At 72.4% G+C, this 23083-nt stretch carries 17 protein-coding genes; 9 read left to right on the top strand and 8 right to left on the bottom strand.

All coding sequences use genetic code 11. From position 1 onward, the window contains the following. Positions 1–240: 240 nt before the first annotated feature. Positions 241–1425 (bottom strand): DNA polymerase IV, encoded by a 1185-nt coding sequence (gene dinB, locus CHC05_RS25735; RefSeq protein WP_089253132.1) that lies wholly within the window; start codon positions 1423–1425, stop codon positions 241–243. A gap of 96 nt (positions 1426–1521) precedes the next feature. On the opposite strand from dinB, the gene CHC05_RS25730 reads away from it, so the two are divergent. From CHC05_RS25730 to CHC05_RS42715, 3 genes are all read left to right on the top strand, one after another. Then, positions 1522–2049 carry an NUDIX hydrolase gene (locus CHC05_RS25730; RefSeq protein ID WP_245871215.1) on the top strand — a complete coding sequence of 176 codons (528 nt, stop codon included), beginning with the start codon at positions 1522–1524 and terminating at the stop codon, positions 2047–2049. A 166-nt stretch (positions 2050–2215) separates the two neighbouring features. After that, positions 2216–5011 carry an alpha-amylase family glycosyl hydrolase gene (locus CHC05_RS25725; RefSeq protein ID WP_089253130.1) on the top strand — a complete coding sequence of 932 codons (2796 nt, stop codon included), beginning with the start codon at positions 2216–2218 and terminating at the stop codon, positions 5009–5011. 886 nt (positions 5012–5897) lie between these two features. Beyond that, positions 5898–6791 (top strand): AraC family transcriptional regulator, encoded by an 894-nt coding sequence (locus tag CHC05_RS42715; protein ID WP_179266368.1) that lies wholly within the window; start codon positions 5898–5900, stop codon positions 6789–6791. Positions 6792–7146: 355 nt separating this feature from the next. Here the strand turns inward: CHC05_RS42715 and CHC05_RS25715 are convergent, their stop codons facing one another. After that, a complete protein-coding gene (locus CHC05_RS25715) occupies positions 7147–8343 on the bottom strand; it encodes an MFS transporter (RefSeq protein ID WP_179266367.1) in 1197 nt (398 codons plus the stop codon). Between the two features lie 714 nt (positions 8344–9057). Between CHC05_RS25715 and CHC05_RS41650 the strand changes: the two genes are divergently transcribed. The 5 genes from CHC05_RS41650 (at position 9058) to CHC05_RS41645 (ending at position 13313) form a co-directional block, all read left to right on the top strand. After that, a complete protein-coding gene (locus CHC05_RS41650; protein WP_179266366.1) occupies positions 9058–9210 on the top strand; it encodes a hypothetical protein in 153 nt (50 codons plus the stop codon). Further along, positions 9211–9498, top strand: coding sequence for a DUF2809 domain-containing protein (locus CHC05_RS25710; RefSeq protein ID WP_089253127.1), 288 nt, complete (start codon positions 9211–9213; stop codon positions 9496–9498). Positions 9499–9740: 242 nt separating this feature from the next. Further along, positions 9741–12239, top strand: coding sequence for an ATP-binding protein (locus CHC05_RS43130; RefSeq protein WP_281257720.1), 2499 nt, complete (start codon positions 9741–9743; stop codon positions 12237–12239). Positions 12240–12333: 94 nt separating this feature from the next. Further along, a complete protein-coding gene (locus CHC05_RS25700) occupies positions 12334–12606 on the top strand; it encodes a DUF4242 domain-containing protein (RefSeq protein ID WP_089253126.1) in 273 nt (90 codons plus the stop codon). Continuing rightward, positions 12603–13313, top strand: coding sequence for a hypothetical protein (locus CHC05_RS41645; protein WP_179266365.1), 711 nt, complete (start codon positions 12603–12605; stop codon positions 13311–13313). The genes CHC05_RS25700 and CHC05_RS41645 overlap by 4 nt, the downstream gene beginning before the upstream one ends. Here CHC05_RS41645 and CHC05_RS25690 read toward each other — a convergent pair. The 3 genes from CHC05_RS25690 to CHC05_RS25680 form a co-directional block, all read right to left on the bottom strand. Beyond that, positions 13310–14530 carry an RNA polymerase sigma factor gene (locus tag CHC05_RS25690; RefSeq protein WP_089253125.1) on the bottom strand — a complete coding sequence of 407 codons (1221 nt, stop codon included), beginning with the start codon at positions 14528–14530 and terminating at the stop codon, positions 13310–13312. The two genes, CHC05_RS41645 and CHC05_RS25690, sit on opposite strands and share 4 nt — an antisense overlap. Next, complete coding sequence (locus CHC05_RS25685; protein WP_089253124.1) at positions 14527–14883, bottom strand: YciI family protein; 357 nt, start codon at positions 14881–14883, stop codon at positions 14527–14529. Before CHC05_RS25685 ends, CHC05_RS25690 begins: the two co-directional genes overlap by 4 nt. A gap of 92 nt (positions 14884–14975) precedes the next feature. Continuing rightward, positions 14976–16031 carry a class I SAM-dependent methyltransferase gene (locus tag CHC05_RS25680; protein ID WP_179266364.1) on the bottom strand — a complete coding sequence of 352 codons (1056 nt, stop codon included), beginning with the start codon at positions 16029–16031 and terminating at the stop codon, positions 14976–14978. 103 nt (positions 16032–16134) lie between these two features. Between CHC05_RS25680 and CHC05_RS25675 the strand changes: the two genes are divergently transcribed. Then, entirely contained in the window at positions 16135–18246 is a 2112-nt protein-coding gene (locus CHC05_RS25675) for an alpha/beta hydrolase (protein ID WP_089253192.1), read from the top strand. Here CHC05_RS25675 and CHC05_RS25670 read toward each other — a convergent pair. Genes CHC05_RS25670 through CHC05_RS25660 form a run of 3 tightly spaced genes read right to left on the bottom strand, consistent with a single transcriptional unit; the run spans position 18183 to position 23073 of the window. Beyond that, positions 18183–21341, bottom strand: a complete 3159-nt coding sequence (locus tag CHC05_RS25670; protein ID WP_089253123.1) for an ATP-binding protein — start codon at positions 21339–21341, stop codon at positions 18183–18185. The genes CHC05_RS25675 and CHC05_RS25670 overlap by 64 nt on opposite strands. A gap of 59 nt (positions 21342–21400) precedes the next feature. After that, complete coding sequence (locus CHC05_RS25665; protein WP_089253122.1) at positions 21401–22408, bottom strand: 1-aminocyclopropane-1-carboxylate deaminase; 1008 nt, start codon at positions 22406–22408, stop codon at positions 21401–21403. Positions 22409–22410: 2 nt separating this feature from the next. Continuing rightward, positions 22411–23073, bottom strand: a complete 663-nt coding sequence (locus CHC05_RS25660; RefSeq protein WP_089253121.1) for a GntR family transcriptional regulator — start codon at positions 23071–23073, stop codon at positions 22411–22413. Positions 23074–23083 lie beyond the last annotated feature (10 nt).

Below are 23083 nucleotides of genomic sequence, written 5' to 3'. Positions count from 1 at the left end.
TGCGCGGGGGTCTCGGCCCGCCGGGCGGTCCCGGTCCGTGCCGGGTCCCGGTCCGCGCGTAGGTCCCGGCTCGCGCGGGTCTCGGCTCGGCGGGCGGTCGCGGTCCGCGCGGGTCCCGGTCTGCGCGGCCGTTCCGGCACGCGCGCCCGGCGTCCCCATCGCGCGATCGGCGTTGTCCGGGGGCTCGGTCGCGGAGCCTTCCTCGGCGACTCCCATGTGCCGCGCGCGCCTCGCGCGCCTTCAGTCCGGGAGCATGGGCATCTCCAGGACTGGGCTGTGGCCGACGAGGACGCCGCGGGTGACGGCCGCCGAGCCGAAGCGGTCGCGGACCGCGTCGAGCGCCGCGTCGAGGGCGACCCCGTCCTTTTCCTCGAAGGGAAGCGGGAGCTGCATGAAGCGGTCGTCGAGGTTGCCGACCGAGATCCCGATCAGGGTGATGCCGCGTTCCTCGATCATCGGTAACGCCGTCGCCAACAGCCGCCGCGTCGCGTCCAGGATCGTCTGGGTGTGCGACGTCGCGCGGGGGAGGGTGTGCGAGCGCGTGGCGCGGGTGAAGTCCGTGAACCGCAACCGCAGCACCACCGTGCGGCCGGTGCGGCCCGCGCCGCGCATGCGCCGGGTCACCCGGTCGACCAGGCCCGCGAGCATCGCGTCGAGCGCCGCCGGTGTGCGCGGGGCTCGGCCGAGTGCCCGCTGGGCGCCCATCGAGCCGCGGCGTTTGCCGGTCTGCACCGCGCGCGGGTCGCGGTTGTGGGCCAGGGCGTCGAGATGTCGGCCCGCGGCCCGGCCCAGCAGCGACACCAGCCCGGCCTCGCCCAGCCGGGCGAGCTGGCCGACCGTGAAGATCCGCCGGTCGCGGAGCTTGGCCGCGGTGACCGGCCCGACGCCCCACAACCGCTCGACTGGCAGCGGATGCAGGAACTCGAGCTCCTTCTCGGTGGCCACCACGAGCAGGCCGTCGGGCTTGGCGACACCGCTCGCCACCTTGGCCAGGAACTTGGTGCGCGCCACCCCGACCGTGATCGGCAACCCGACCTGGTCGCGCACCGCCGCGCGTAGGCCGGCCGCGATCTCCGACGGCGGCCCCGCGATCCGCCGCAACCCGGAGACGTCGAGGAACGCCTCGTCGATCGACAGGCCCTCGACCGACGGCGTGGTCTGCCGGAACACCTCGAACACCGCCCGGCTCGCCCGGGTGTAGGCAGACATCCGCGGCTCGACGACGATCGCGTCCGGACACAGTTGCCGCGCGGCGCGGCCGCCCATCGCCGTGCGTACCCCCGCGGCCTTTGCCTCGTAGCTCGCCGCCAGGACCACTCCGCCGCCCACGATCACCGGACGGCCCCGCAGCCTGGGGTCGTCGCGCTGCTCGACCGACGCGTAGAACGCGTCGAGGTCGGCGTGGAGGATGGCGCCTTCGGACATAGAACATATGTTCGCATGGGCAGGTCGGGCGATGTCCAGCGAGTGACGCGATATTGCGGTGAGGAAATCTGGGAAGCGCCGATAAGCTGCGCGTCCGTGACGGATCAGGGCGAGTTGGCGCGGCTGTCCGCGCGGGTGCTGTTGCTCGACGGCGACTTTCGCGTCCTGCTCCTGAGGTTCGCCTTCCACCAGCGCGACGTGCCGGAGTTCGGCGCATATGGCTGGTGCGCGCCCGGTGGCGGCGTCGAAGCCGGCGAGTCGCTCGCCGAGGCGGCGGCCCGCGAGGTGGGCGAGGAGGTCGGTTTGGCCGTCGCTCCGGACGACCTCGGTGCGCCGGTCGCGTACACCGGGGGATATGCCGACCTCGGTTGGGCACGAGGGGTGTTCCGGGACGACTTCTTCGCGCTGCGCGTCGATGCCTTCGAGCCGGACATGTCCGGCATGCTGGAGGTCGAATCGGCGTTCCACGTCGGGCACCGCTGGTGGACGAGCGCCGAGCTGGCGAGTCCGGCGGAGACGGTTTTCCCGTACGGCCTGGCCGGGTTGATCGACGAGCTCGCGGCGGGGCGTCGACCGGCGTCCGCGGTGGAACTCCCGTGGCACCACGCCTCCGATGCCAGATAACGATCCTGTCAAGGAGACCCCACCGTTTCTATGCATTCGGTTGCCGGCAGCTGTCTGAAGAGGACGTTTGCGCCCGCGTACCCCCTGAATTGTCCGTCTGGTTCACCCGTATGCAATGTCGTAGCCCTTCGGTAACGTCCCGTCCGTCGATGTCCGAGGGGGGAAGATGTCCATACCTGGATCCGTCCGCCGTGTGATCGGCCTGATCGCCGCGTTGGTGCTCGTGGCCACCCTGCCCGCCGCTCCAGCCGTTGCCGGTGGTCGCGACGACGATTTGCCGGCGCGGCATTCGCTACGCGAGTCGGTGACCGACGAGAACTTCTACTTCGTGATGGCCGACCGCTTCGCCAACGGCGACACCGCCAACGACCAGGGCGGCCTCGGCTCCGACCCGCTGGTCTCCGGCTTCGACCCGACCCGCAAGGGCTTCTACAACGGCGGCGATCTCAAGGGCCTGCGCTCGAAGATCGACTACATCAAGGGCCTCGGCACCACCTCGATCTGGCTCACGCCCAGCTTCAAGAACAAGGCGGTGCAAATCGAAGACGGTCCGTCGGCGGGCTATCACGGCTACTGGATCACCGACTTCACCCAGATCGACCCCCACCTCGGCACCAACGCCGACCTGCGTGCCCTGATCGACACCGCGCACGCCAAGGGCATGAAGGTCTACTTCGACATCATCACCAACCACACCGCGGACGTCATCGGGTACGCGGAGGGCGCGCGCAAGGGCTACGTCAGCAAGGACGTGGCTCCCTACAAGACGGCGTCCGGCGCGACCTTCGACGACCGCGACTTCGCCGGCAAGCCGTCGTTCCCGGCGCTCGACCCCGCGACGTCGTTCCCCTACCGGCCGGTGCTCGACCCCGCCGAGCAAAACCTGAAGGTGCCGGCCTGGCTCAACGACGTCACGCTCTACCACAACCGTGGCGACACGACCTTCGTCGGCGAGAACTCCTACTACGGCGACTTCTTCGGCCTCGACGACCTGTTCACCGAGAACCCGCGGGTGGTCCGCGGGATGATCGACATCTACAAGACCTGGATCCGCGACTTCGGCGTCGACGGCTTCCGCATCGACACCATGAAGCACGTCAACGACGAGTTCTGGCAGGAGTTCGGTCCGGAGATCCTCGACTACGCCCACCGCCGGGGCAAGCCCGAGTTCTTCATGTTCGGCGAGGTCTTCGACACCACGAAGAGCTTCACCTCGCAGTTCACCACCCGCGACCGGATGCAGTCCGTGCTCGACTTCCCGTTCCAGGACGCGGCCCGCAACTTCGCGTCGCGTGGGCAGTCGGCCGCCGCCTTGCAGACGTTCTTCGCCGGTGACGACTGGTACACCGACGCCGACTCGAATGTCTACCAACTCCCGACGTTCCTCGGAAACCACGACATGGGCCGCATCGGCGGCTTCGTCCGGGGCGACAACCCCGGCGCGACCGACGCCGAGTGGGTGGCCCGCGACCGGCTCGCCCACGAGCTGATGTACCTGTCCCGCGGCAACCCCGTCATCTACTACGGCGACGAGCAGGGCTTCACCGGTCCTGGCGGCGACCAGGACGCGCGGCAGACGCTGTTCGCCAGCCGGGTGCCCGACTACCTCGACGACGACCTGCTCGGCACCGACGCGACGCACGCCCAGGACAACTTCGTCACCACCCACCCCCTGTACGAGTCGATCGGTGGGCTGGCCGCGCTGACGAAGCGGCATCCCGCGCTGCGCGACGGCGCCCAGCAGCACCGCTACGCGAGCGACGGTCCCGGCGTCTACGCCTTCTCCCGGGTCGACCGGCGTGACCAGCGCGAATACGTGGTCGCCCTCAACAACAGCGAGGCGGCCCAGTCGGCGACGATCCCGACCTACGCGACGGGTCGCTCGACTTTCAAGAGCGTCTACGGCGACGGGCCGCAGACCCTGCGCACGAGCAACGACGGCCGGCTGTCGCTGACGGTGCCGCCGCTGTCGGCGGTGGTCTACCTGGCCGGCGACAAGGTGGCCGGCTCGCGCTCGGCGCCGTCGGTGTCGCTGGGCACGCCGACGCCGGCACCCGGCTCGCGCGGCCGGTTGCAGGTGACGGCCAATGTCGGCGGCTCCTCGTTCTACGAGGTCAGCTTCTACGCCTCGGTCGCGGGTGGCCCCTGGCGGCCGGTCGGCACCGACGACAACGCGCCGTACCAGGTCTTCGACGACGTGAGCGACCAGCGGGCCGGCACCTCGGTCCGCTACCGCGCGGTGGTCCTCGACAACAAGGGCCACAGCCGGGAATCGGCCGTCCGGTCGGCGACCGTGCCGGCGCCGCTGGTCACCATCGAGGCGCCCTCCGAGGGCAGCGGCGTCCGGGGCACCGTCGAGGTGCGCGCGGTGGTCGACCCCGAGCGCGCGACCAACGTGGTCGCGATCGAGCGCCGTGTCGGCGACGGTGCGTGGACCCGTGTCGGCACCGACTCGTCGTCGCCGGCCTACACGGTGTTCGACGACCTGACGCCGCTCGACCTGGCGGCCAACACTCCGGTCGAGTACCGGGCCGTGCTGCTACCCGGGGGCCTGGCCGGTTCGGGCGCGACGTCCGAACCACGCCGGGTCCGCGCGGCCGGCCCGCCGGCCACGTCGGCCACGGTTCACTACTACCGACCGGCGGGTGACTACGGCGACCCGGCAGCGGCTGGTTGGGGCCTGCACATGTGGGGCGACGCGGTTGCTCCCGAGGTGCTCGCCCAGGTCGCCTGGGACAAGCCCTGGCCACGCTCTGGTGTGACCGACGGCTGGGCCGACTACGCGATCCCGCTGGTCAACGACACCCAACCGGTCAACTTCATCATGCACCTACCCAGTGGCGACGCGGTCCCGTCGACCCGAGAGCCAGGCGGTGACCGCTCGTTCCTACCGATCAACACCCCGGAGATCTGGCTGATCCAGGGCGATCCCACGGTCTACACGACCAAACCGGCGGTCTGAGCGCCGGCCACGTTGGCTAGGCCCTGCCGCCCCGCGGCGGCAGGGCCAGGTCCGCCTCGCGGACCATTCGGGTCTTGCGGTCGCGTGGCGCCGGCCAGGTCTCACCTGGAGTGCGGCTCGGGTCCGTGCTGTGGGCGGCGGGCGTGCGGATTTGGGGTGGCGGGTTGCTCAGGTCTGGGCTGTAGGCGGTTGGGGAGCCGGGTTTGGCGTGGCTGGGCCGTTCGGGTCTGGGCGGTGGGCGCCGGGTTGCCGGTTCTGACCTTGCTAACCCCTCGGCAAATGTCTAGCCACAGCGGTGGGACCCGAACTGGCCTGCCGGTTTGTCGCGGGGCCTTGCCGCTGTGCGGCGCCGATCAAGGCTTGATTTGTCGGGTTAGGGCGCGCCTTGCCGCCGTGCGGCGGCGGACCAGCGTCTGACCTGTCGGGCTTGTCCCCGGGCCTTGCCGCCGTGCGGCGGCGGATCAGAGTCTGATCTGTCCGGGTTGTCCCTGGACCTTGTCGCCGTGCGGCGGCGGATCAGGGTCTGATCTGTCAGGTTGCCCCCGGGCCTAGCCGCGGCGTGGCGGCGGACCAGGTTTACTTTGTCGGGGTTAACGCGGGGCCTTGCCGCCGGGCGGCGACGGATCGAGGTCTGACCTATCGGGCCACGCGGGGGTTGTTGGTTGGGGGTGGCGCGCCGAGGTCTGGACTGTATAGCCGCTCCCGGCCTGGCGGCGGCGCCGTGTTGGCCGAGGCATGACCTGAAGCGACCAGCTCGCGCCGTGTGACGGCAGGAACCCACCAACGCGACGTGGCAGGCGGCTCCGGCGGTGTTGGGCGCGCGAGCTGATCGTGGCGGTCGACACGAGTGGGAATGGGTTCACTGCCAGCGGTGCTGGATCGATTCGTGACTGTGACGCAGGCGACCGACGACCTCAGCGACGTGCTCGAACGGCTCCGCTGGTCCGTGGGCGCCTATCGTAAGGAGACGTTGCGCGCAGGCGAGCGGCGCGCCGTAAGCGACGCCGGGATGCGCTTCCACCTCGTCGTGCAGGGTGGGATCGATGTGCGAAGCCGGCAAGACCTGGGAAGCCGGCGCGAGGTGAGCGGCGTCACCGAGAAGCGGCTCAGCCCCGGTGACTTCCTGTTGCTTCCGCGCGGCGGCGACCACGAGTTGGTAGCTCGTGGCGAGACCGTGCTGCACACCGGTGACCTGGAGCACGCCTCGCCGGTCGCCGCCCGAGTCGCGGCCGTCATGCCGGACATGGTGGTCGCCTGCCGCTTCACTACGCGTGAGCCGGTGGTCGCGGCGCTGCTCGAGGGTATGGAGGGCGAGTCGTGCGGACCGCGCCCCGGCTCCCGGTCGGTGATCTCCCAGTTGGCCAACATCGTCGCGGCGGCCGCGATCCGGAACTGGGTTGAGTCCAGTTGCGGGAGCCTGTCGCTGTTGTCCGTGCCGCTCCGCGACACCGACATCGCGCGTGCGCTGGACGCCATCCACGACGACCCCGGTTCCCCCTGGACCGTAGAGGCGCTGGCGCGGATCGCGCTGGCGTCGCGGTCGGCCTTCGCCAAGCGTTTCCGAGACACGGTCGGCGACTCGCCCGCACGCTACCTGGCCCGCATCCGGATGGAACACGCCAAGAGCCTGCTCGCGGAGCGTGGCAGCGTCGCCGAGGTCGCCGTGCGGCTGGGATATGGCTCGGAGGCCGCCTTCAGCCGTGCCTTTCGCCGGCACGCCGGCGTCCCACCCACCCAATGGCGACACGCCGGCGATGAGCCCGCGCGCCTGCACGTCTAATCATCGCGGCAACCGGACCCGGCCCTCGCGCGTGAGCGCGCGCGTCGCGCGTGAGGCGGCGCCGGTCTGGTGGACGGTGGCACCGTGTGGGGTGGCACTGTCTCCTGGACGGCGCCGGCGTGTGGGGCGGCTTCCGTCTGGCGCTGCCTGTCGGCGGATCGACGACGAAGACTCCCGCCCGGCCCGGCCGTTTGGCGGCTTGACCGGGTCCGTCGGTAGCTGGCGTGTCCGGGTTTGGCGCGTTGTCCGCGTGCGATGGGTCAGGATCGCGCCAGGCCAACCGCCGTCGGCTGGGGAGCCACAAGGGATTCGGCCCGTGCGCGGTGAGCGCACGGGCCATCCACATCATGCGACGTCAGAGGACGCGGCGTGCGCTCGTGAAGACCGCACCGCCGGCGATGGCGGCGACTCCGGCCACGATCAAGGTCGTCTGGACGTCGAACGCGTCGACCAGGACGCCTCCGACGGCCGCGCCGAGGGCGATCGCTACCTGGAACATCGCCGTGGCCAGGCTGCCCGCTGGTTCCAGGCGGTTCGGTTCGACCCGAGCCACCCAGGTCAGCACCAGCGTCGGGAGGCCGCCGAATGCCAGGCCCCAGAGGCCGACGGCGGCGGCGACCGCGCCGTACGAGCCTGACAGCAGGGCGAAGATCGTTACAGCCGAGCCGATCAGGACCGGTGCCGCCAGGACGCCGAGGCGGAGCCGCCGGTCGGCCAGCGGGCCGGCGATCATCGTGCCGACGAATGCCGCGATGCCGAAGATCGTCAGTAGGAGGGCGAGGGACGAGGACGTGATCCCGGGTACGCGCTCGGCCGCCGGCCTGATGTAGGTGAAGGCCGCGAAGTGGCCGCCCGCTACCAGGAGGATCGCGACCATGCCGAGGATCATCGTGCGGCCGCGGGCTGTGTCGACCAGGGCGCGCAGGGGCGGTGCGCCGGCGGCCGCTACCGGTGGGAGCCAGGCCAGCAGCACGATCAGGGCGACCACTGCCATGCCGCCGGCCAGCCAGAACACCGGTCGCCAGCCCCAGGCGTCGCCCAGGAAGGTGCCGAGTGGCACCGCCGTGACCGTCGCCAGCGAGACGCCCAGGTTGACCACCGTCATCGCTCGGCCCAGCTTGTCGCTGCTGACGAGTTGCCCGACGACCGCGAGGGCCATGGCCCAGAAGCCGGCGATCGCCACACCCATGATCAGCCGACCGAGGAGCAGCAGCGGGTACCAAGGGGCGAGCGCGACCAGCACGTCGGAGACGACGGCGAGGCCGAGCAGCAGAGCCAGCAGCCGTCGGCGGTCCAGGCGCGGCACGACGACGGCGATCGTCGGCGCGGTGATCGCTCCCATGATCGCCGTAGCGGTGACCGCTTGACCGGCTACGCCTTCGGTGACGTTCATGTCCGCGGCGATTCCGGGTAGCAGACTCGCCGGCAGGAACTCGCTGGTCACGAGAGCGAAGATGCCAAGCCCGACGGCGGCGACGGCGAACCACGGCGACCGCGCCGGGCGTACCGCGACGCCGGCCGTGGGCTCGCGAAGATCAGAGGTCAGAGTCACCGCGCAAGCGTTGCCGCGGCCGGGTCGCGGTGCTTGATCCTGCGTCGCGGCTGTTTGACGAATCGTCCAGCACTGACCATCACGCACGCGGCGACCTGGTCGGCCGGGGTCCACGGCCCGGCCGCCTTCCCAGGGACCTCGCGGAATGTGGTGAACCAGGCGTGCGGCGCCTCGGCGCCTCCCGGGCCGCCTGGGGTGGCCGGCGTCCCGGGCGACGATGTGGAACGGACCTGATGGCCAGGACGAGCGGCCCCGCTCGCGCGACGACGTGACTGAAGCGCGTTGCTCAGCCACGGTCCACCCCCACCCATCGGACGTCGCCGAGGCCCCGCATGGACTACCCGGCGGTCGTTGGCGAGCGCGGTGGTCGCCTGGGCTTGGTGGGTATGCGTGGGGCCCCGTGTGGGCTTGGAGGTGGTCGGGCTGGGTTTGGTGGGCGTCGCCGAGGCGGGGTGCGGAGTGGTTGGCGGTAGGTGGAGTGGGTGGTGGTCGCCTGGGCTTGGCGGGTGTGCGTGGGGCGCCGTGTCGGCTTGCAGGTGGGGGGCTTGGGCTTGGCAGGTTTGCGTGGCGCTGTGTGTGGACTGCTGGGCGTCGGTGGTCGGCCTGGGCTGGCCGGTGTCGTCGAGGCCGCGTGTGGGCTGCTCGATTCTCGGCAGTGCGCCAGCACTGGGCAGCACGCGGCGTTTACATGATCAACGGGCCTAGGATTTCGGGGTGTCGATCGACCGTCCGCGTTTTCGGTTGCTGATGCTCGCTGCGGCGGTCGGGTTTCTGGCTGTCGCATTGGTCATCAGGGCAGGTCGGTTCGACGGCACCGGCACGATCGAGCAGATCTCCGGGACCGTTCTGTATGCCTCGATGATCTAGGTGGGCGTGCTGTTTCTCCGGCCCTGGTGGTCACCGTCCGTGGCCGGCGCCGTCGCCTGGGGGTGGTGTTGGGCGACGGAGCTCTTCCAGTTGACCGGTATCCCGGCCGATCTGTCCGCCCGGAGCCTGCTGTCGCGCATGGCGCTGGGGGTGCGGTTCGATCTGGTCGACCTGTTCTGGTATCCGGCGGGGATAGTGCCGCTCGTCGCCCTGCACTGGTTTCTGGCCCGGCGCAGCCGCGAAGATGGACGACCTGGGTCTGAGGCCTGGACGAGTAAGGCGGCCTGAACGAACCGCAAGATCCCGCGGAGCTCGGCCCGTCACCCAGCCTCGTAGGGCGGCGCCTGGCGACAATGGCCGACTCGATGGTGAACCACCACAGCCGCCCGGTCGGCGGCGTCGAGCATGACGCGTCGGCGCGCGAGGGCCGGCGACCAAGAGCTTCTCGCGATCCCGAACCCGGGCACCGATGCCCGGCGTACGACGCAAACCTGACAGTGCGTGCCGTCGGGCTCTGGCAGTGTTCGGGTGTGGGAGGGTCGGATCTGGTCGAGCGTGCGCCGCAGCTCGCCGTGCTCAATGCCGTGCTCGACGCCGTGACCGCAGGCCACGGTGGGGTTCTCGTGTTGCTCGGTGGCGAGGCCGGTGGCGGAAAGACCGCCCTCGTCCGGGAGTTCTGCCGTCACCACGCACCGGTCCTCTGGGGAGCGTGTGACCCGCTCTTCACGCCCCGGCCGCTCGGCCCGTTCACGGACATCGCGCACGACACCGGTGGTGCCCTGCGCGAGCTGATCGCCGCTGGGGCGAAGCCGCATCAGGTTGCGGTCGAGGTCGGGCGGCAGGCCAAGGGCATCATGGTGCTCGAGGATCTGCACTGGGCCGACGAGGCCACCCTCGACGTGCTGAGCCTGCTCGGCCGGCGGATCGGCTCGCTGCCCATGCTCGTCATCGCCACCTACCGTGACGACGAGCTCCACCGGACACACCCCCTGCGGAGGCTGCTCGGGGAGGTCCGCGGCACACGGCTGGCCGCCGGGCCGCTCTCGGTGGACGCCGTCGCCGGGCTCGCCCGGCCCTTCGGCCGAGACCCGCACGAGCTGCACCGGGCCACCGCCGGCAACCCGTTCTTCGTCACCGAGGTCCTCGCGGCTCGCGGCGACGACATCCCCGCGACGGTCCGGGACGCCGTGCTCGCCCGCGCGGCCAGGCTCGACGCCGAAGCGACCACCGTCGTCGAGGCCGTCTCCGTCGCCGTGCCGCAGTGCGAGCTCGATCTCCTGGACGCGCTGGTCGACGGCGCCGCCGCGCAAGACGGGCTGGAGCGCGCGCTCGCCGCGGGCATTGTCGAGGTCGCGCCCGGCGGCAAGATCCGGTTCCGGCACGAGCTTGCCCGCCGGACCATCGAGGAGTCGCTGAGCCCACACCGCCGGGTCGCCCTCCACCGCCGGGCGCTGAGAGCGATTCCGGCCGGCGACGCGACCCGGCTCGCCCACCACGCCGAGGCCGCCGGCGACGCCGAGGCCGTGCAGCGCTTCGCGCCCAGGGCCGCCGAGCAGGCCGCCGCCATCGGGTCGCACCGCGAGGCCGCCGCCCACTACGCGCGGGCGCTGCGGTTCGGGGCCGGCCTGCCACCCGAGACCAGGGCCGACCTGCTCGAGCGACAGTCGCAGGAGTGCTACCTCACCGACCAGACCGACGAGTCGATCACCGCGCTGGAGCTGGCGATCAAAGTGTGGCAAGAAGCGGGGGACCGGCGCGCCGAGGCCGCCGCCGTGTCGCAACTGACCCGCCGGCTCTGGTGCGCCGCCCGCACCGAGGAGGCCACCCGGCGGGGCGACGAGGCCGTACGCATCCTCGAAGGCCTGCCGCCCGGCCGCGAGCTGGCCCTCGCGTACAGCAACCTCTCCCAGCTCTTCCTCAACGACGAGCGACGACCGGAGACCGTCGCCTGGGCACGCCGCGCGATCGATTTAGCCGAGACCCTCGACGACAATGCGGTGATCGTGCACGCGCTCAACAACATCGGCACCATCGAGCTCCTCAACGGCGACCGGCAAGGGCTCGCCAAGCTCGAACGCAGCCGGGCGATGTCCGAGCGGCCCGGCTTCGAGGAGCACATCGGCCGCGTGTTCATCCACGTGGGATGGGCGATGACCCGCACCCGGGCGTACGACCTCGCGCCCTGGCTCGACCGCGGCATCGAGCTGTGCGACGAGCTCGGTCTGGAGGGCTGGCGGCTGTACGTCCAGGCGTACCGGGCCCGGTTCCATCTCGACCAGGGTCGCTGGGACGCGGCGGCCGACGACGCGGCCTTCGTGCTGCGGTCCGCGGAGTCCGTACCCCTGCTGCGGATCCTCGCCCTGACCACCATCGGCACGATCCGGGCCCGGCGCGGCGACCCCGACCAGTGGGCGCCGATCGAGGAGGCCCGCACGCTCCTGGATGGACAGAGCGAGCTCCAGTACCGCGCCCCCGTCGCCCTCGCCCATGCCGAGGCCCTCTGGCTCGCCGGCCGCAACGACGCCGTCGACGAGGCGACCCGCGACGTCCTCGCACAAGCCGAGGACCGCCAAGCTGCCCCACTCGTGAGAGAGGTCAGAGCGCTGCGCCGCCTGGCCGGCATCGAACGAACCGAGCCGACGAGAATTCCGGGCCCCTACGACGAAGCCCTCGCCCTGCTCGACACCACGAACGAAGCGGACCTCCGCGGCGCGCTCGACGAACTGCAGAAACTGGGTGCGCGCCCGGCCGTGGCCATCGCCACCCGCCGCCTCCGCGAGCGAGGGGTGCGCAAGCTGCCCCGCGGCCCCCGCCCCCACACCGCCGGCAACCCCGGCCAGCTGACCCGGCGCGAGGGCGAGGTGCTCACGCTGGTCCGCCAAGGCGACTCCAACGCCGAGATCGCCGCCCGGCTGTTCCTGTCGGAGCGGACCGTGCACCACCACGTCTCGGCGATCCTGCGCAAGCTCGGCGTCAGCAGCCGCACCCAGGCCGTCACCGAAGCCTCGAGGCGGGGCATCGCAACTTAGGCATCCCCGTACCCGCAACCTAGGTAGTTGTTCGGATCTCCCGACCTGTCCCGATTCCTACGGTGATGAGAAACCACCACCGGGAGGAAACGAGATGCCGAGATACATCGTGGAGCGGACCTTCGACAGCGGCCTGCACATCCCCGTCGACGAGGCGGGCGCGGCCACCTGCCTGGGCGTCGTGGACGGCAACGCCGAAGAGGGCGTCACCTGGATCCACTCCTACGTCACCAGCGACAAGACCAAGACCTTCTGCGTGTACGACGCCCCGGACCCCGAAGCCGTCCGCCGCACCGCGAGCCGCAACGCGCTCCCGGTCGACCGGATCAGCGAGGTCCGCGTCCTCGATCCCTACTTCTACTCGTGAGGGGCCGCGTCCTGGCGGCGGCCGTCGCGCTGGCTCTGGCCGCTGGCGCGACGGCGGCCTGCGGTGCGAAAGAAGAGCAGCCCGCGACCCAAAGCCACAGCCAAGACCAGAGCCACAGCCAAGACCAGAGCCACAGCCAAGACCAAAGCCACAGCCAAGACCAGAGCCACAGCCAAGACCAGAGCCACAGCCAAGACCAGAGCCACAGCCAAGACCAAAGCCAGCAGACGGCGACGCCGGAACTGGCCGCCGCCCTGGCGAAGGCCCGAGCGGCCACCGCGAAATACGCCACCGACCTACCGGCAGCGCTCAAGGACGGCTACCAGATCATCACCCCGATGATGCCCGGCATGGGCTACCACTACCTCAACCCCAAGGCCCCGGCCTTCGACCTGACCACACCGGCGATCCTCGTGTACGTCAAGAACGACAACCACTGGGAGCTCGGCGCCCTGGAATGGGTCTGGCCCGAGCAACCGACCGGCCCACCCCTGCCGGGCGCCACCTACGGCGAGTTCGCCGCAGCCTGCCACTACCAGGACGGCACCTTCGTCGCCGAAGAGAAGGAGGCCGACTGCGCCAAGACCAACGGCGGTGAACCGTTCGGCTTCTGGCATCCGAAGCTGGTCACCATGCACGTCTGGCTCTGGTTCCACAACCCGGCGGGCCTGTTCAACCCGACCAACCCGTTGGTACAGAGCACTTAGAGCGCACCGAGGCGTTCGAGGAGGAACCGGCGCTCGACGTCGTTGGACGTCAGGACCAGGGCCTCCTCGTACGCCGAGGCCGCCTCCGAAACCCGCCCGAGCTGCCGCAGGAAGTCGGCCCGCGCGGCACTGAGATACGGATACGTGGCCAGCGCGGGCTCGCTCAACAGCGGCGAGAGCGCGGCCAAACCCGCCGCGGGCCCGTCCCGCATGCCGACCGCCACCGCCCGGTTCAGTGCCACCACCGGCGAAGGCCACAGCACGAACAACCGCGAGTACAGCTCGACGATCTCCGCCCAGTCGGTCGCCTCCCAGGAAGCGGCGGAAGCGTGGGTGGCGGCGATCGCCGCCTGGAGCGCATAGCGACTCGCCGGCCCACGCCGCAACGCCTCGTCCAACAACGCCACCCCCTGGGCGATCCGCGAAGGATTCCACAGTGAACGGTCCTGTTCGGACAGCAACAGCAGCCGCCCGTCGGACGACACCCGCGCCGCGGCCCGGGCTGAGGTCAGCAGCATCAGCGCGAGCTGCGCCGCGACCTCGGCCGACGTGGGCATCAGCAGGTGCAGCAGCCGGCCCAGGTCCAACGCCCGGTCGAGCAGGTCGTGCCGCACCAGCCCCGGCCCCGCCGGCGCCGTGTGCCCGGTCGTGAAGATGAGCTGCACGACTTCGAGCACCACGGAGACCCGCGCACCCAGGGACTCCGGCGCCGGCGTGCGGTACGGGATCCGGGCCGTCGCGATCTTCTTCTTGGCCCGGGTCAACCGCGCCGCCATCGTCGCCTCGGAGACCAGGAACGCCCGGGCCACCTCACCGGTCGACAGGCCGCACACGAGCCGCAGCGTCAGGGCCGCCTGTGCCTCCTGGGACAGCGCGGGGTGACAGCACGTGAAGATCAACCGGAGGCGGTCGTCGTCCAACGCGGAGTCCGGCCCGGAAACCGGCCCGTCGGTCACCAGCAGGGGAAGCCGTCGCCGAAGGGCCGCGCGCCGCCGCAGCTCGTCAAGAGCGCGGTTGCGGGCGACCCGGGTGAGCCAGGCACCGGGCCGGTCCGGGATGCCGGAAACCGGCCACACCACCAGCGCCTGCGCGAACGCCTCCTGCACGCACTCCTCGGCCAGCTCCAGGTCCCCGGTCGTCCGCGCCAGCACGGCCAGCAGCTGCGCCCACTCGCGGCGGTGGGCCAGCGCCACCGCCGCATCGACGTGCGCGCTCATCCGTGGTCGACCACCGGCCGGATCTCCACCGCGCTGTGCGCGGCCCGCACCTCGGGCAGCAGCGCCGCCAGCTTGGTGACCTCGTCGAGGTCGTCGGCCTGGATCAGGTAGTACCCGCCCAGCCCTTCCTTGGTCTCCAGGAACGGCCCGTCGGTCAGCACCAGGCCGCCGTCGGACCCGGCCCGCAGGGTGGTCGCCACGGGCGGCGACTCCAACTGCTCGCCGCGGAGGACGCGCGAACCGGCGGCGGCGTTGAACGCGGCGTGCGCGGCGTCGTGCGCTCTCCACTCCTCCGGCGTCATCGCGTCCCACTGCTTCGGGTCACCAAAGATCAACAACATGTACTTCGCCATGGAACGGCCTTCCGTACGTGGGGCCGCGGTGTGGCCCCCTCACCACACCGACGAACCCCACGATGCCGGAATCGACAGCCCGACGGAAATTCCTACGGCCGGGCCTCGTACACCAGGTTGAACGGGGTCTCGGAGACCCGGCGGAAGCGCGTGAAGCCGGCCTCCGTCGCGATCCGGCGGATGGCCGCCTCGCCAGCCTGGGCGCCCAGGGCGTAGCCGCCCTCCTGCGAGAGCGCGTTGGGCACGCACAGGAACGTCGAGAACCCGTAGTACACCCGGCCGACCGGGTTGAGGTTCTCGGCGACCGTGTCACCGGCGATCGGCTCGACGATCATCCAGGTGCCGTCGGTGGCCAGCGACTCGCGGACGTGCCGGGCCGCGCCCAGCGGGTCGCCCATGTCGTGGATCGCGTCGAACGTCGTGACCAGGTCGTACGGTCCGCCGCTGAACGTCTGCGCGGTCGCGGTCTCGAACGACACCCGCTCGGCCACACCGGCGTCGGCGGCCCGCTTGTGCGCCTGCATGATCGACCCGTCGTGGTAGTCCGAGCCGGAGAACCGCGACGCCGGGAACGCCTTGGCCATCAGCACGGTCGACGCGCCGTGCCCGCAGCCGATGTCGGCCACGCTGGCGCCCGCGCGCAGCTTGTCCTCGACGCCGTCCAGCGCGGGCAGCCAGGCCGCGGTCAGGTTGGCCAGGTAGCCGGGCCGGAAGAACCGCTCGCACCCCTCGAACACCTCGGCGTCGTGCTCGTGCCAGCCGACCCCGTCGCCGCTGCGGATCGCGGCGGTGATCCGGGGCTCGGCGCGCAGCGCACCCAGCGCGAGCTGGAACGCGCCGGGCACGAACACCGGGCCCTCCGGGTCGGTCAGCGCGAACGCCTGCTCCTCGGTCAGCGAGTAGGAGCCGGTCTCCGCGTCGTACTGCGCGTAGCCGCCGGCCGCCTGGCCGCGCAGCCACTCGTCCACGTAGCGCGTGTCGGTCCCGGTCGCCTCGGCGAGCTCGGCGGGCGTGCGCGGTGCCGCGGCGAGCGCACGGTAGAGCCCCAACCGCTCGCCGACCACCACGTTGCCGGCCGCCATCGTGGCGCCCAGGTCACCGACGAACCGGCCCAGGAACTCCATCAACCGGTCGTTGTCGATCGCCATGATCATTTCCCCCTCTGGAAGGTCGTGTCCCGGCACACCCTCCGGACCGGCGTTGCAGGCCGCTTGCAACCGCATTGCAATGCCACCGGGCAGGCTGGCGGTCATGCGGGCACGGGAACCAGACATCGAGGGGTACGTCAAACGCGACGGCGTCCGGATCGGGTACGAGGTGTTCGACCCGGGAGACGCCAACGCGCCGACGGTCGTGCTGCTGCCGGCCTGGTCGATCGTCGACTCGCGGCACTGGAAGGCGCAGGTCCCGTACCTGTCCCGCGAGTTCCGGGTGATCACGATCGACCCGCCGGGCAACGGCCGCTCGGACCGCCCGACCGACCCCGCCGCCTACAGCGACGACGCCCACCTGGCCTATCTGATCGCGGTGCTGGACGCGGTCGACGCCGACCGGGTGGTGCTGGTCGGGTTGAGCCGGGGCGGCTGGTGGTCGCTGGTCGGCGCCGCCCGCCATCCCGACCGGGTGCTCGGCTCCGTGGCGATCGCGCCTGTGGCCCCGTTCCTCGACGAGCAGCCCCCCTACCGCCAGGTCGAGCATTTCGAGCGGCGCCGCGACGCGTACGAGGGCTGGCAGCGCTTCAACCGCCATTTCTGGCAGCAGGACCTGCGCGGTTTCGCCGAGTTCTTCTTCCAGACGGTGATCAGCGAGCCGCACTCGACCAAGCAGATCGAGGACGCCGTCGGCTGGGCCGTGCAGACCACGCCGGAGTCGCTGATCGCGGCCGAGCGCAGTCAGCGATGCGTGCGCGACCGCGACGAGGCCGAGGCGCTGCTGCGCGGCATCGACCGTCCGGTGCTGGTCATCCGCGGCTCCGACGACCACTGCCGCACGCCGGACGAAATGGCCCGGGCCGCGCTCTACAGCCGCGCGCGCGACGTGGTGCTCGACGGCGTCGACCACATGCCGCACGTCCGCGAGCCGGTGGTGGTCAACCGGCTGCTGCGCGACTTCGTCCGGGACGTGACCAGGACCCCGGCGAAGCCGACCCGCTGGCAACGCCCGCTGAACAGACCCCGCCGCGTGCTCTACCTGTCGTCCCCGATCGGCCTCGGGCACGTCGAGCGCGACGCCGCGATCGTCGACGCCCTGCGCGCGAAGCGGCCCGGCGTCCAGGTCGACTGGCTGGCGCAGCACCCGGTCACCGAGGTGCTGGAGCGGCGCGGCGAGCGCGTCCATCCGGCGTCGAAACACCTGGTCACCGAGTCCGCGCACATCGAGAGCGAGGCCGGCGAACACGACCTGCACGCGTTCCAGGCGATCCGGCGGATGGACGAGATCCTGGTCGCCAACTTCATGGTGTTCGCCGACCTGGCCGAGCGCGAGCCGTACGACCTCTGGGTCGGCGACGAGGCCTGGGAGCTCGACTACTTCCTCCACGAGAATCCCGAGCTCAAGCGCACCGCGTACGCGTGGCTGACCGACTTCGTCGGCTGGCTGCCGATGGCCCCCGACGAGGCGGACCTCACCGGCGACTACAACGCCGAGATGGTCGAGCAGATCGCCCGCTTCCCCCGGTTGCGCGACCGGGCCGTGTTCGTGGGCAACCCGGCCGACCTGGTCGACGACCCGCTGGGACCGGGGCTGCCCAGCGTCCGCGACTGGACCACCGAGCACTTCACCTTCAGCGGGTACGTCACCGACTTCGCGGAGGTCGACGACGAGGAGCGCGCCCGGCTGCGGGCCGAGCTCGGCTGGGCAACGGACGAGCCGGTCTGCGTGGCCACCGTCGGCGGGTCCGGCGTGGGCGGCGACCTGCTACGCAAGGTGGTCGACGCGTTCCCGGCGGCCCGGCGTGCGGTGCCGGGGCTGCGCCTTGTGGTGGTGGCCGGCCCGCGCCTGGACCCGGCCCGGATCCCGGCGCGCGACGGGCTGGAGGTGCACGGCTACGTGCACGGGCTGCACCGGCTGCTGGCCGCCTGCGACCTGGCGATCACCCACGGCGGGCTGACGACGACGATGACCCTGACCGCGCATCGCCGCCCGTTCCTCTACGTCCCGCTGCGCAACCACTTCGAGCAGAACCGGCACGTGCGCCACCGGCTCGCCGCCTACGGCGCCGGCACCCATGTCGACTATGGACGGACCGACCCGGACCACCTGGCGGAGCTGATCGCGGCGAACCTCGGCCGGCCGGTCGACTACCGGCCGGTGGAGACCGACGGCGCCGAGCGGGCCGCGGCCCTGCTGGCCGAGCTGTTCTGAAGGCGAGCGTGCGCCGCCGCCGCGGCGACCCGAGCCGCGCCCAACGGTGCCAGCCAACCGGTCCGCGCGCCGGCGGCCAGCAGCGGGTCGAGCACCGCGGCGGCCCGCTCCGGTTCGTCGCGGGCCAGCCAGGCCCGGGCGACCGAGGTGTACGCGTCGGCGCCGTAGAGCCAGGCGGCGTCGGGCGGCGCGACCACCGAGCGGAGCAACGCGTCGGCCTCGTCGAGCAGGGCCGGGTCGCCGGTCGCCTCGGCCAGCGGGGCGAGGCAGCGCAGGCGGTACGCGGCCGTGCGGTGTGACGCGGTGACCGCGAGGCCCCGCTCCAGCACCGGGATCGCCGCGCCCGGGTCGCCGTACTCGACCAGGGTCGTGCCGTGCAACGCGTCGACCGCCGCCGAGAACCACGCGTGGGACTCCATCGTGGACGCCCGCCGGCCGAGCTCCAGCGCGTCGGCGCGGCGGCCGTCCAGGCGGGCGATCCAGCCGAGGTGAGCCAGGAACCAGGGCCCGTAGCTGCGGTAGCCGCTGCGCTCGTTGATCGCCATGGCCTCGCTGACCCGGTCGGCCGCCGCCGCCCACCGGCCCGCCGCCAGGTGCGGGAAGGCGGACTCGAACCGGCACCACTGCAGGAGCCTCAGGTCGCCGTGCACCAACGGTTCGAGCTCGGCCAGCAGCGCGGACAGCTCGGCCACCTCGCCGAGATAGGCGTACGCCGTCTTCAACCCGTCGTAGGCCGCCGCCAGTGCCGGACCGCCGGGCGCCACCTCGCGCGCCCGCCGGCCGTACGCGAGGGCCTCGACGAACCGCAGTTGGTTGCTGCTCAGCACGGCCAGCCAGCCGAGCAGCTCCGCCTCGGCACCCCGGTCGCCCAACTGCTCGGCGAGCGCGAGCGCGGCGCGCATGTGCCCGATGCCGTCCTCGACCGGCCGTCCGACGCCCGCCCAGGCCGGCCCGCCGAGCTCGCGCAGCGCGGCCATCTCGGCCCGGCGGTCGCCGGTCTCGCGGCTGAGCCGGAGCGCGACGGCGGCGTCGGCGAGCGCGTCGTCGTAGCGGAACATCGTGTCCCGCACCCGGGCGCGCAGCAGCAGCGCGCTGGTCCGCAGCTCGAGGTCGGCGCACCGCCCCGCCGCGTCGATCGCGTTGTCGAACAGCGCCTCGGCGTCGGCGGCGGCGTAGCGCCGGGCGGCGCGCTGCCCGGCGGCCAGCCAGGCTCGGCCGGCGCGGCGGTCGTCGCCCGCCGCCTGGGCGTGCCGGGCGACCGCCTCCGGGTTGTCGGCGAGCAGGTCCGCAGCGCGCAGGTGGTGGGCCAGCCGGGTCGGCGGGGGCGTGGAGTCGTAGACCACTTCCTGGACGAGGTCGTTGGCGAACTCGTAGGCCCGGCCGGCCACCCGGGTCAGCCGGGTCTCCAGCAGCCGCTCGCAGCGCAGCGTCGCCTCCGCCGCACCCACACCCAGCAGGCCCGCGACGGTGGCCGGGGCGAACGACGGGCCGAGCACCGCGGCGGCCCGCAGCAGCTCCTCGGCGCCCGCGCCGGCGGCCCGGACCCGGGTGAGCACACTGGCCCGCAGCGACTCCGGGACGCCGGTGTCGCCGGCCGCGAGCGCCCGCAGCGTCTCCACCACGAACAGGGTGTGGCCCCGGGTCCGCCGGGCGATCTCGGCCACGTGCGCCTGCTGCCCGGCTGCCCGGGCCAGCGCGGCGATGGCGGCCTCGTCGAGCGGACCCAGCGGCACGGTCGTGGCGACGCCGTCGAGGGTGGCGACGGCCTGCCGGCCCTCGGCCGCCCGCACGGTCGCGACGACGAGCAGCCGGGCGGTGCCGGCGTGCCGGGCCAGGTAGTGCAGCAGCTCGACCGTCGCCGCGCCGGCGTGCTGGAGGTCGTCGACCACCAGCAGCACCGGGCGGGGCTGGGAGAGCCGGCGCAGGAACGTCGTCACCGCGTCGTAGGCGGCCCGGCGCTCCGCCTCGGGGCTGCCGCGCTCGGCCGGCGGGGCGCCGAGGACGGCGGCCGCGGCCGGGACGAGGGCCGCCAGCGCGCCGGTCCGGCCGGCGGCCGCGGCGCGTACCCCGTCCGGTGGTGTCGCCGTCACCAGCTCGCCGATCGCCTCGACCACCGGTTGCAGGAAGAGCGAGCGCTCGGCGGCGTAGCAGCGGACGGTGACCACGGTGCCGGGTGTTCCGCGCGCCAACCGGGCCAGCTCGGCGGCCAGGCGGGTCTTGCCGATGCCGGGCTCCCCGGTCAGCAGGACCACCCCCGGCCGGCCGCCGATGGCGTCCTGCCAGGCGGTGAGCAGGGCGGCCGTCTCGCGCTCCCGCCCGGCAAGGCGGCCACGCGCCGGCCGCTCCGGGCTCACCGAGGTGCCGCGCAGCACCGCCACGTGCACGTCGCGGGTCGCGGGGGAGGGGTCGACGCCGAGCTCGTCGGCGAGGACCGCGCGGAGGCGTTCGTAGACCGCGAGGGCTCGGGCCGGCTCGCCGAGCGCGTCGTGGGCGCGGATCAGGGCGCGGGCGGCGTCCTCGTCGAAGGTGTCGGTGCGCAGCGCGGCGTCGGCCGCGTCGCGGGCGCGGGCGGGCTGCCCGGCCGCCAGCGCCGCGGCGGCCACCGTCTGCCGGGCGCGACGCAGGTGACCGGCCTGGTCGCCGCGGACTGCGGCGGCCCAGTCGGCGGCCGGCTCCCCGGTGAGCGCGGGCGCGGCCGCCAGGATCTCCTCGGCGCGGGCGGCGGCATCGAGCGCCGCGGCGGGATCGGAGGCCAGCCGGTGCACAGCGTCGGCCACGAGCCGCGCGGCGTCGTGCAGGTCGACCGTGACCTGGTCGGCCAGCCGGTAGCCGCCGCGACCGCCCTCGACCAGATCCTGGCCGAGCGCCGCGCGGACCCGGCTGACCAGCGTGGCGACGTTGTCGGCGGGCCGTTGCGGCGGCCGGCCCGGCCACAGCACCGCGACGATCCGGTCGACGGTGACGATCCGGCGCTCGGCGGCGAGCAGCGCCAGCAGTGTCCGGGCCTTGCGGCTGCCCACCTGGGCATCGGACAGCGCCCGTCCGCCGCGCACCACGGCGAACGGTCCGATGAGCCGGATGCCCGTCGTACCCACGTGGTCTTGCTACGTCGCCGGGTTCGGGCAGGTCAACCCTTCGTTCGGCAATCCGACCGTCATCCGAACACCGAGCTGTACGCGTTGAGCGCCGGCTGGCCGCCGAGATGGGCGTAGAGGACGTTCGAATCGGGCGGGATCGAGCCGTCGCGGACCAGGTCGATCAGGGCCGCCATCGACTTGCCCTCGTAGACCGGGTCGATGATCATGCCCTCGAGCTGGGCGGTCAGTCGGATCGCGTCCACGGTGGACTCGACCGGGATGCCGTAGAGGTCGCCGGCCCAGCCTTCGCGCACCGTTATCTCGTCGGCGCGCAGGTCCCGGCCGAGGCCGATCAGCTCCGCGGTGTTGCGGGCGATCTTCTCCACCTGGGCGCGGGTCTCGTCGATCTTCGCGGACGCGTCGATGCCGAGCACCCGCCGCGGCCGGTCCTGGCCGGCGAACCCGGCGATCATTCCGGCCTGGGTGCTGCCGGTGACGCTGCAGACGACGATCGTGTCGAAGAAGACCCCGAGCTCGCGCTCCTGGCGCTCGACCTCGTAGGCCCAGTTGGCGAAGCCTAGCCCGCCCAGCCGGTGGTCGGACGCGCCGGCCGGGATCGCGTAGGGGACACCGCCGGCGGCCCGGACGTCGTCGAGCGCCCGCTGCCAGCTCTCCTTGAACCCGATCCCGAAGCAATCCTCGACCAGGCGGACGTCGGCGCCGAGGATGCGGGACAGCAGGATGTTGCCGACCTTGTCGTTGACCGGGTCCGGCCAGTCGACCCAGCTCTCCTGCACGAGCACGGCCTTCAGCCCGGCGCGGGCGGCGACGGCGGCCACCTGGCGGGTGTGGTTGGACTGGATGCCACCGATGCTGACCAGCGTGTCGGCCCCGGTGGCCAGCGCGTCGGCGAGCAGGTATTCGAGCTTGCGGGTCTTGTTGCCGCCGTACGCCAGGCCGCTGTTGCAGTCTTCGCGCTTGGCCCAGATCCGGGCGCCGCCGAGGTGCGCGGTGAGGCGGTCGAGCGGGTGGACGGGGCTCGGGCCGAAGAGCAGCGGGTAGCGCGCGAAGTCGTCGAGCGGCACGGTCAGTCTCCTTCTTCTTGCAGCAGCGGGGCGAGGGTCTGCCAGTTGGCCCGGGTGGCGGCGACCGCGCCCTCGACGTCGCCGGCCGCGCACAGCGCGATGATCCGGTCGTGCTGGGCGACCGACTCGCGGCCACTCAGCGAGGCGAAGCGCAGCCGTTCGAGCCGGCGCAGCGCGGGCGTGAACTGGTCGAGCACGCTGCGCACCGCGGTGTTGGCGCAGGCGGTGACCGCGACACCGTGGAAGTCGTCGTCGGCCGCGATCGCCGCGTCGACGTCGTCGGCCCGCAACGCCGCCGCGAACCGCGCGTTGGCGGCGCGCATCGCGTCGAGCTCGGCGGTCGACAGGTTGGGCAGCGCCTCGCGGACGGCCAGCTCGTGCATCGCCGACGTCACCGACCGCGCGGCCCGCAACGCCCGCGCGTCCAGCGGGCTGACCATCGTCCAGCGGCCGGGCTTGGTGCGCACGAGGCCGGCCTCGTCGAGGCGGGTCAGCGCCTCGCGCACCGGCGTGCGGCTGACGCCGAGCCAGCGGGCCAGGTCGGCGTCGTTGAGCCGCTCGCCGGGCGCGAGCGTGCCGTCGACGATGGCGTCGCGAATCGCCCGGTAGGCGTCGTCGCGCAGCAACGACCGGGCCACCACACCGGCGCTGGACGGGATCGGCATGCAACATATT

The organism is Asanoa hainanensis, assembly GCF_900188485.1.
GTDB classification, from domain to species: Bacteria; Actinomycetota; Actinomycetes; order Mycobacteriales; family Micromonosporaceae; genus Asanoa; species Asanoa hainanensis.
Note: the sequence above shows the minus strand (reverse complement) of the source record. Positions and strands in the feature narration are given on the sequence as shown.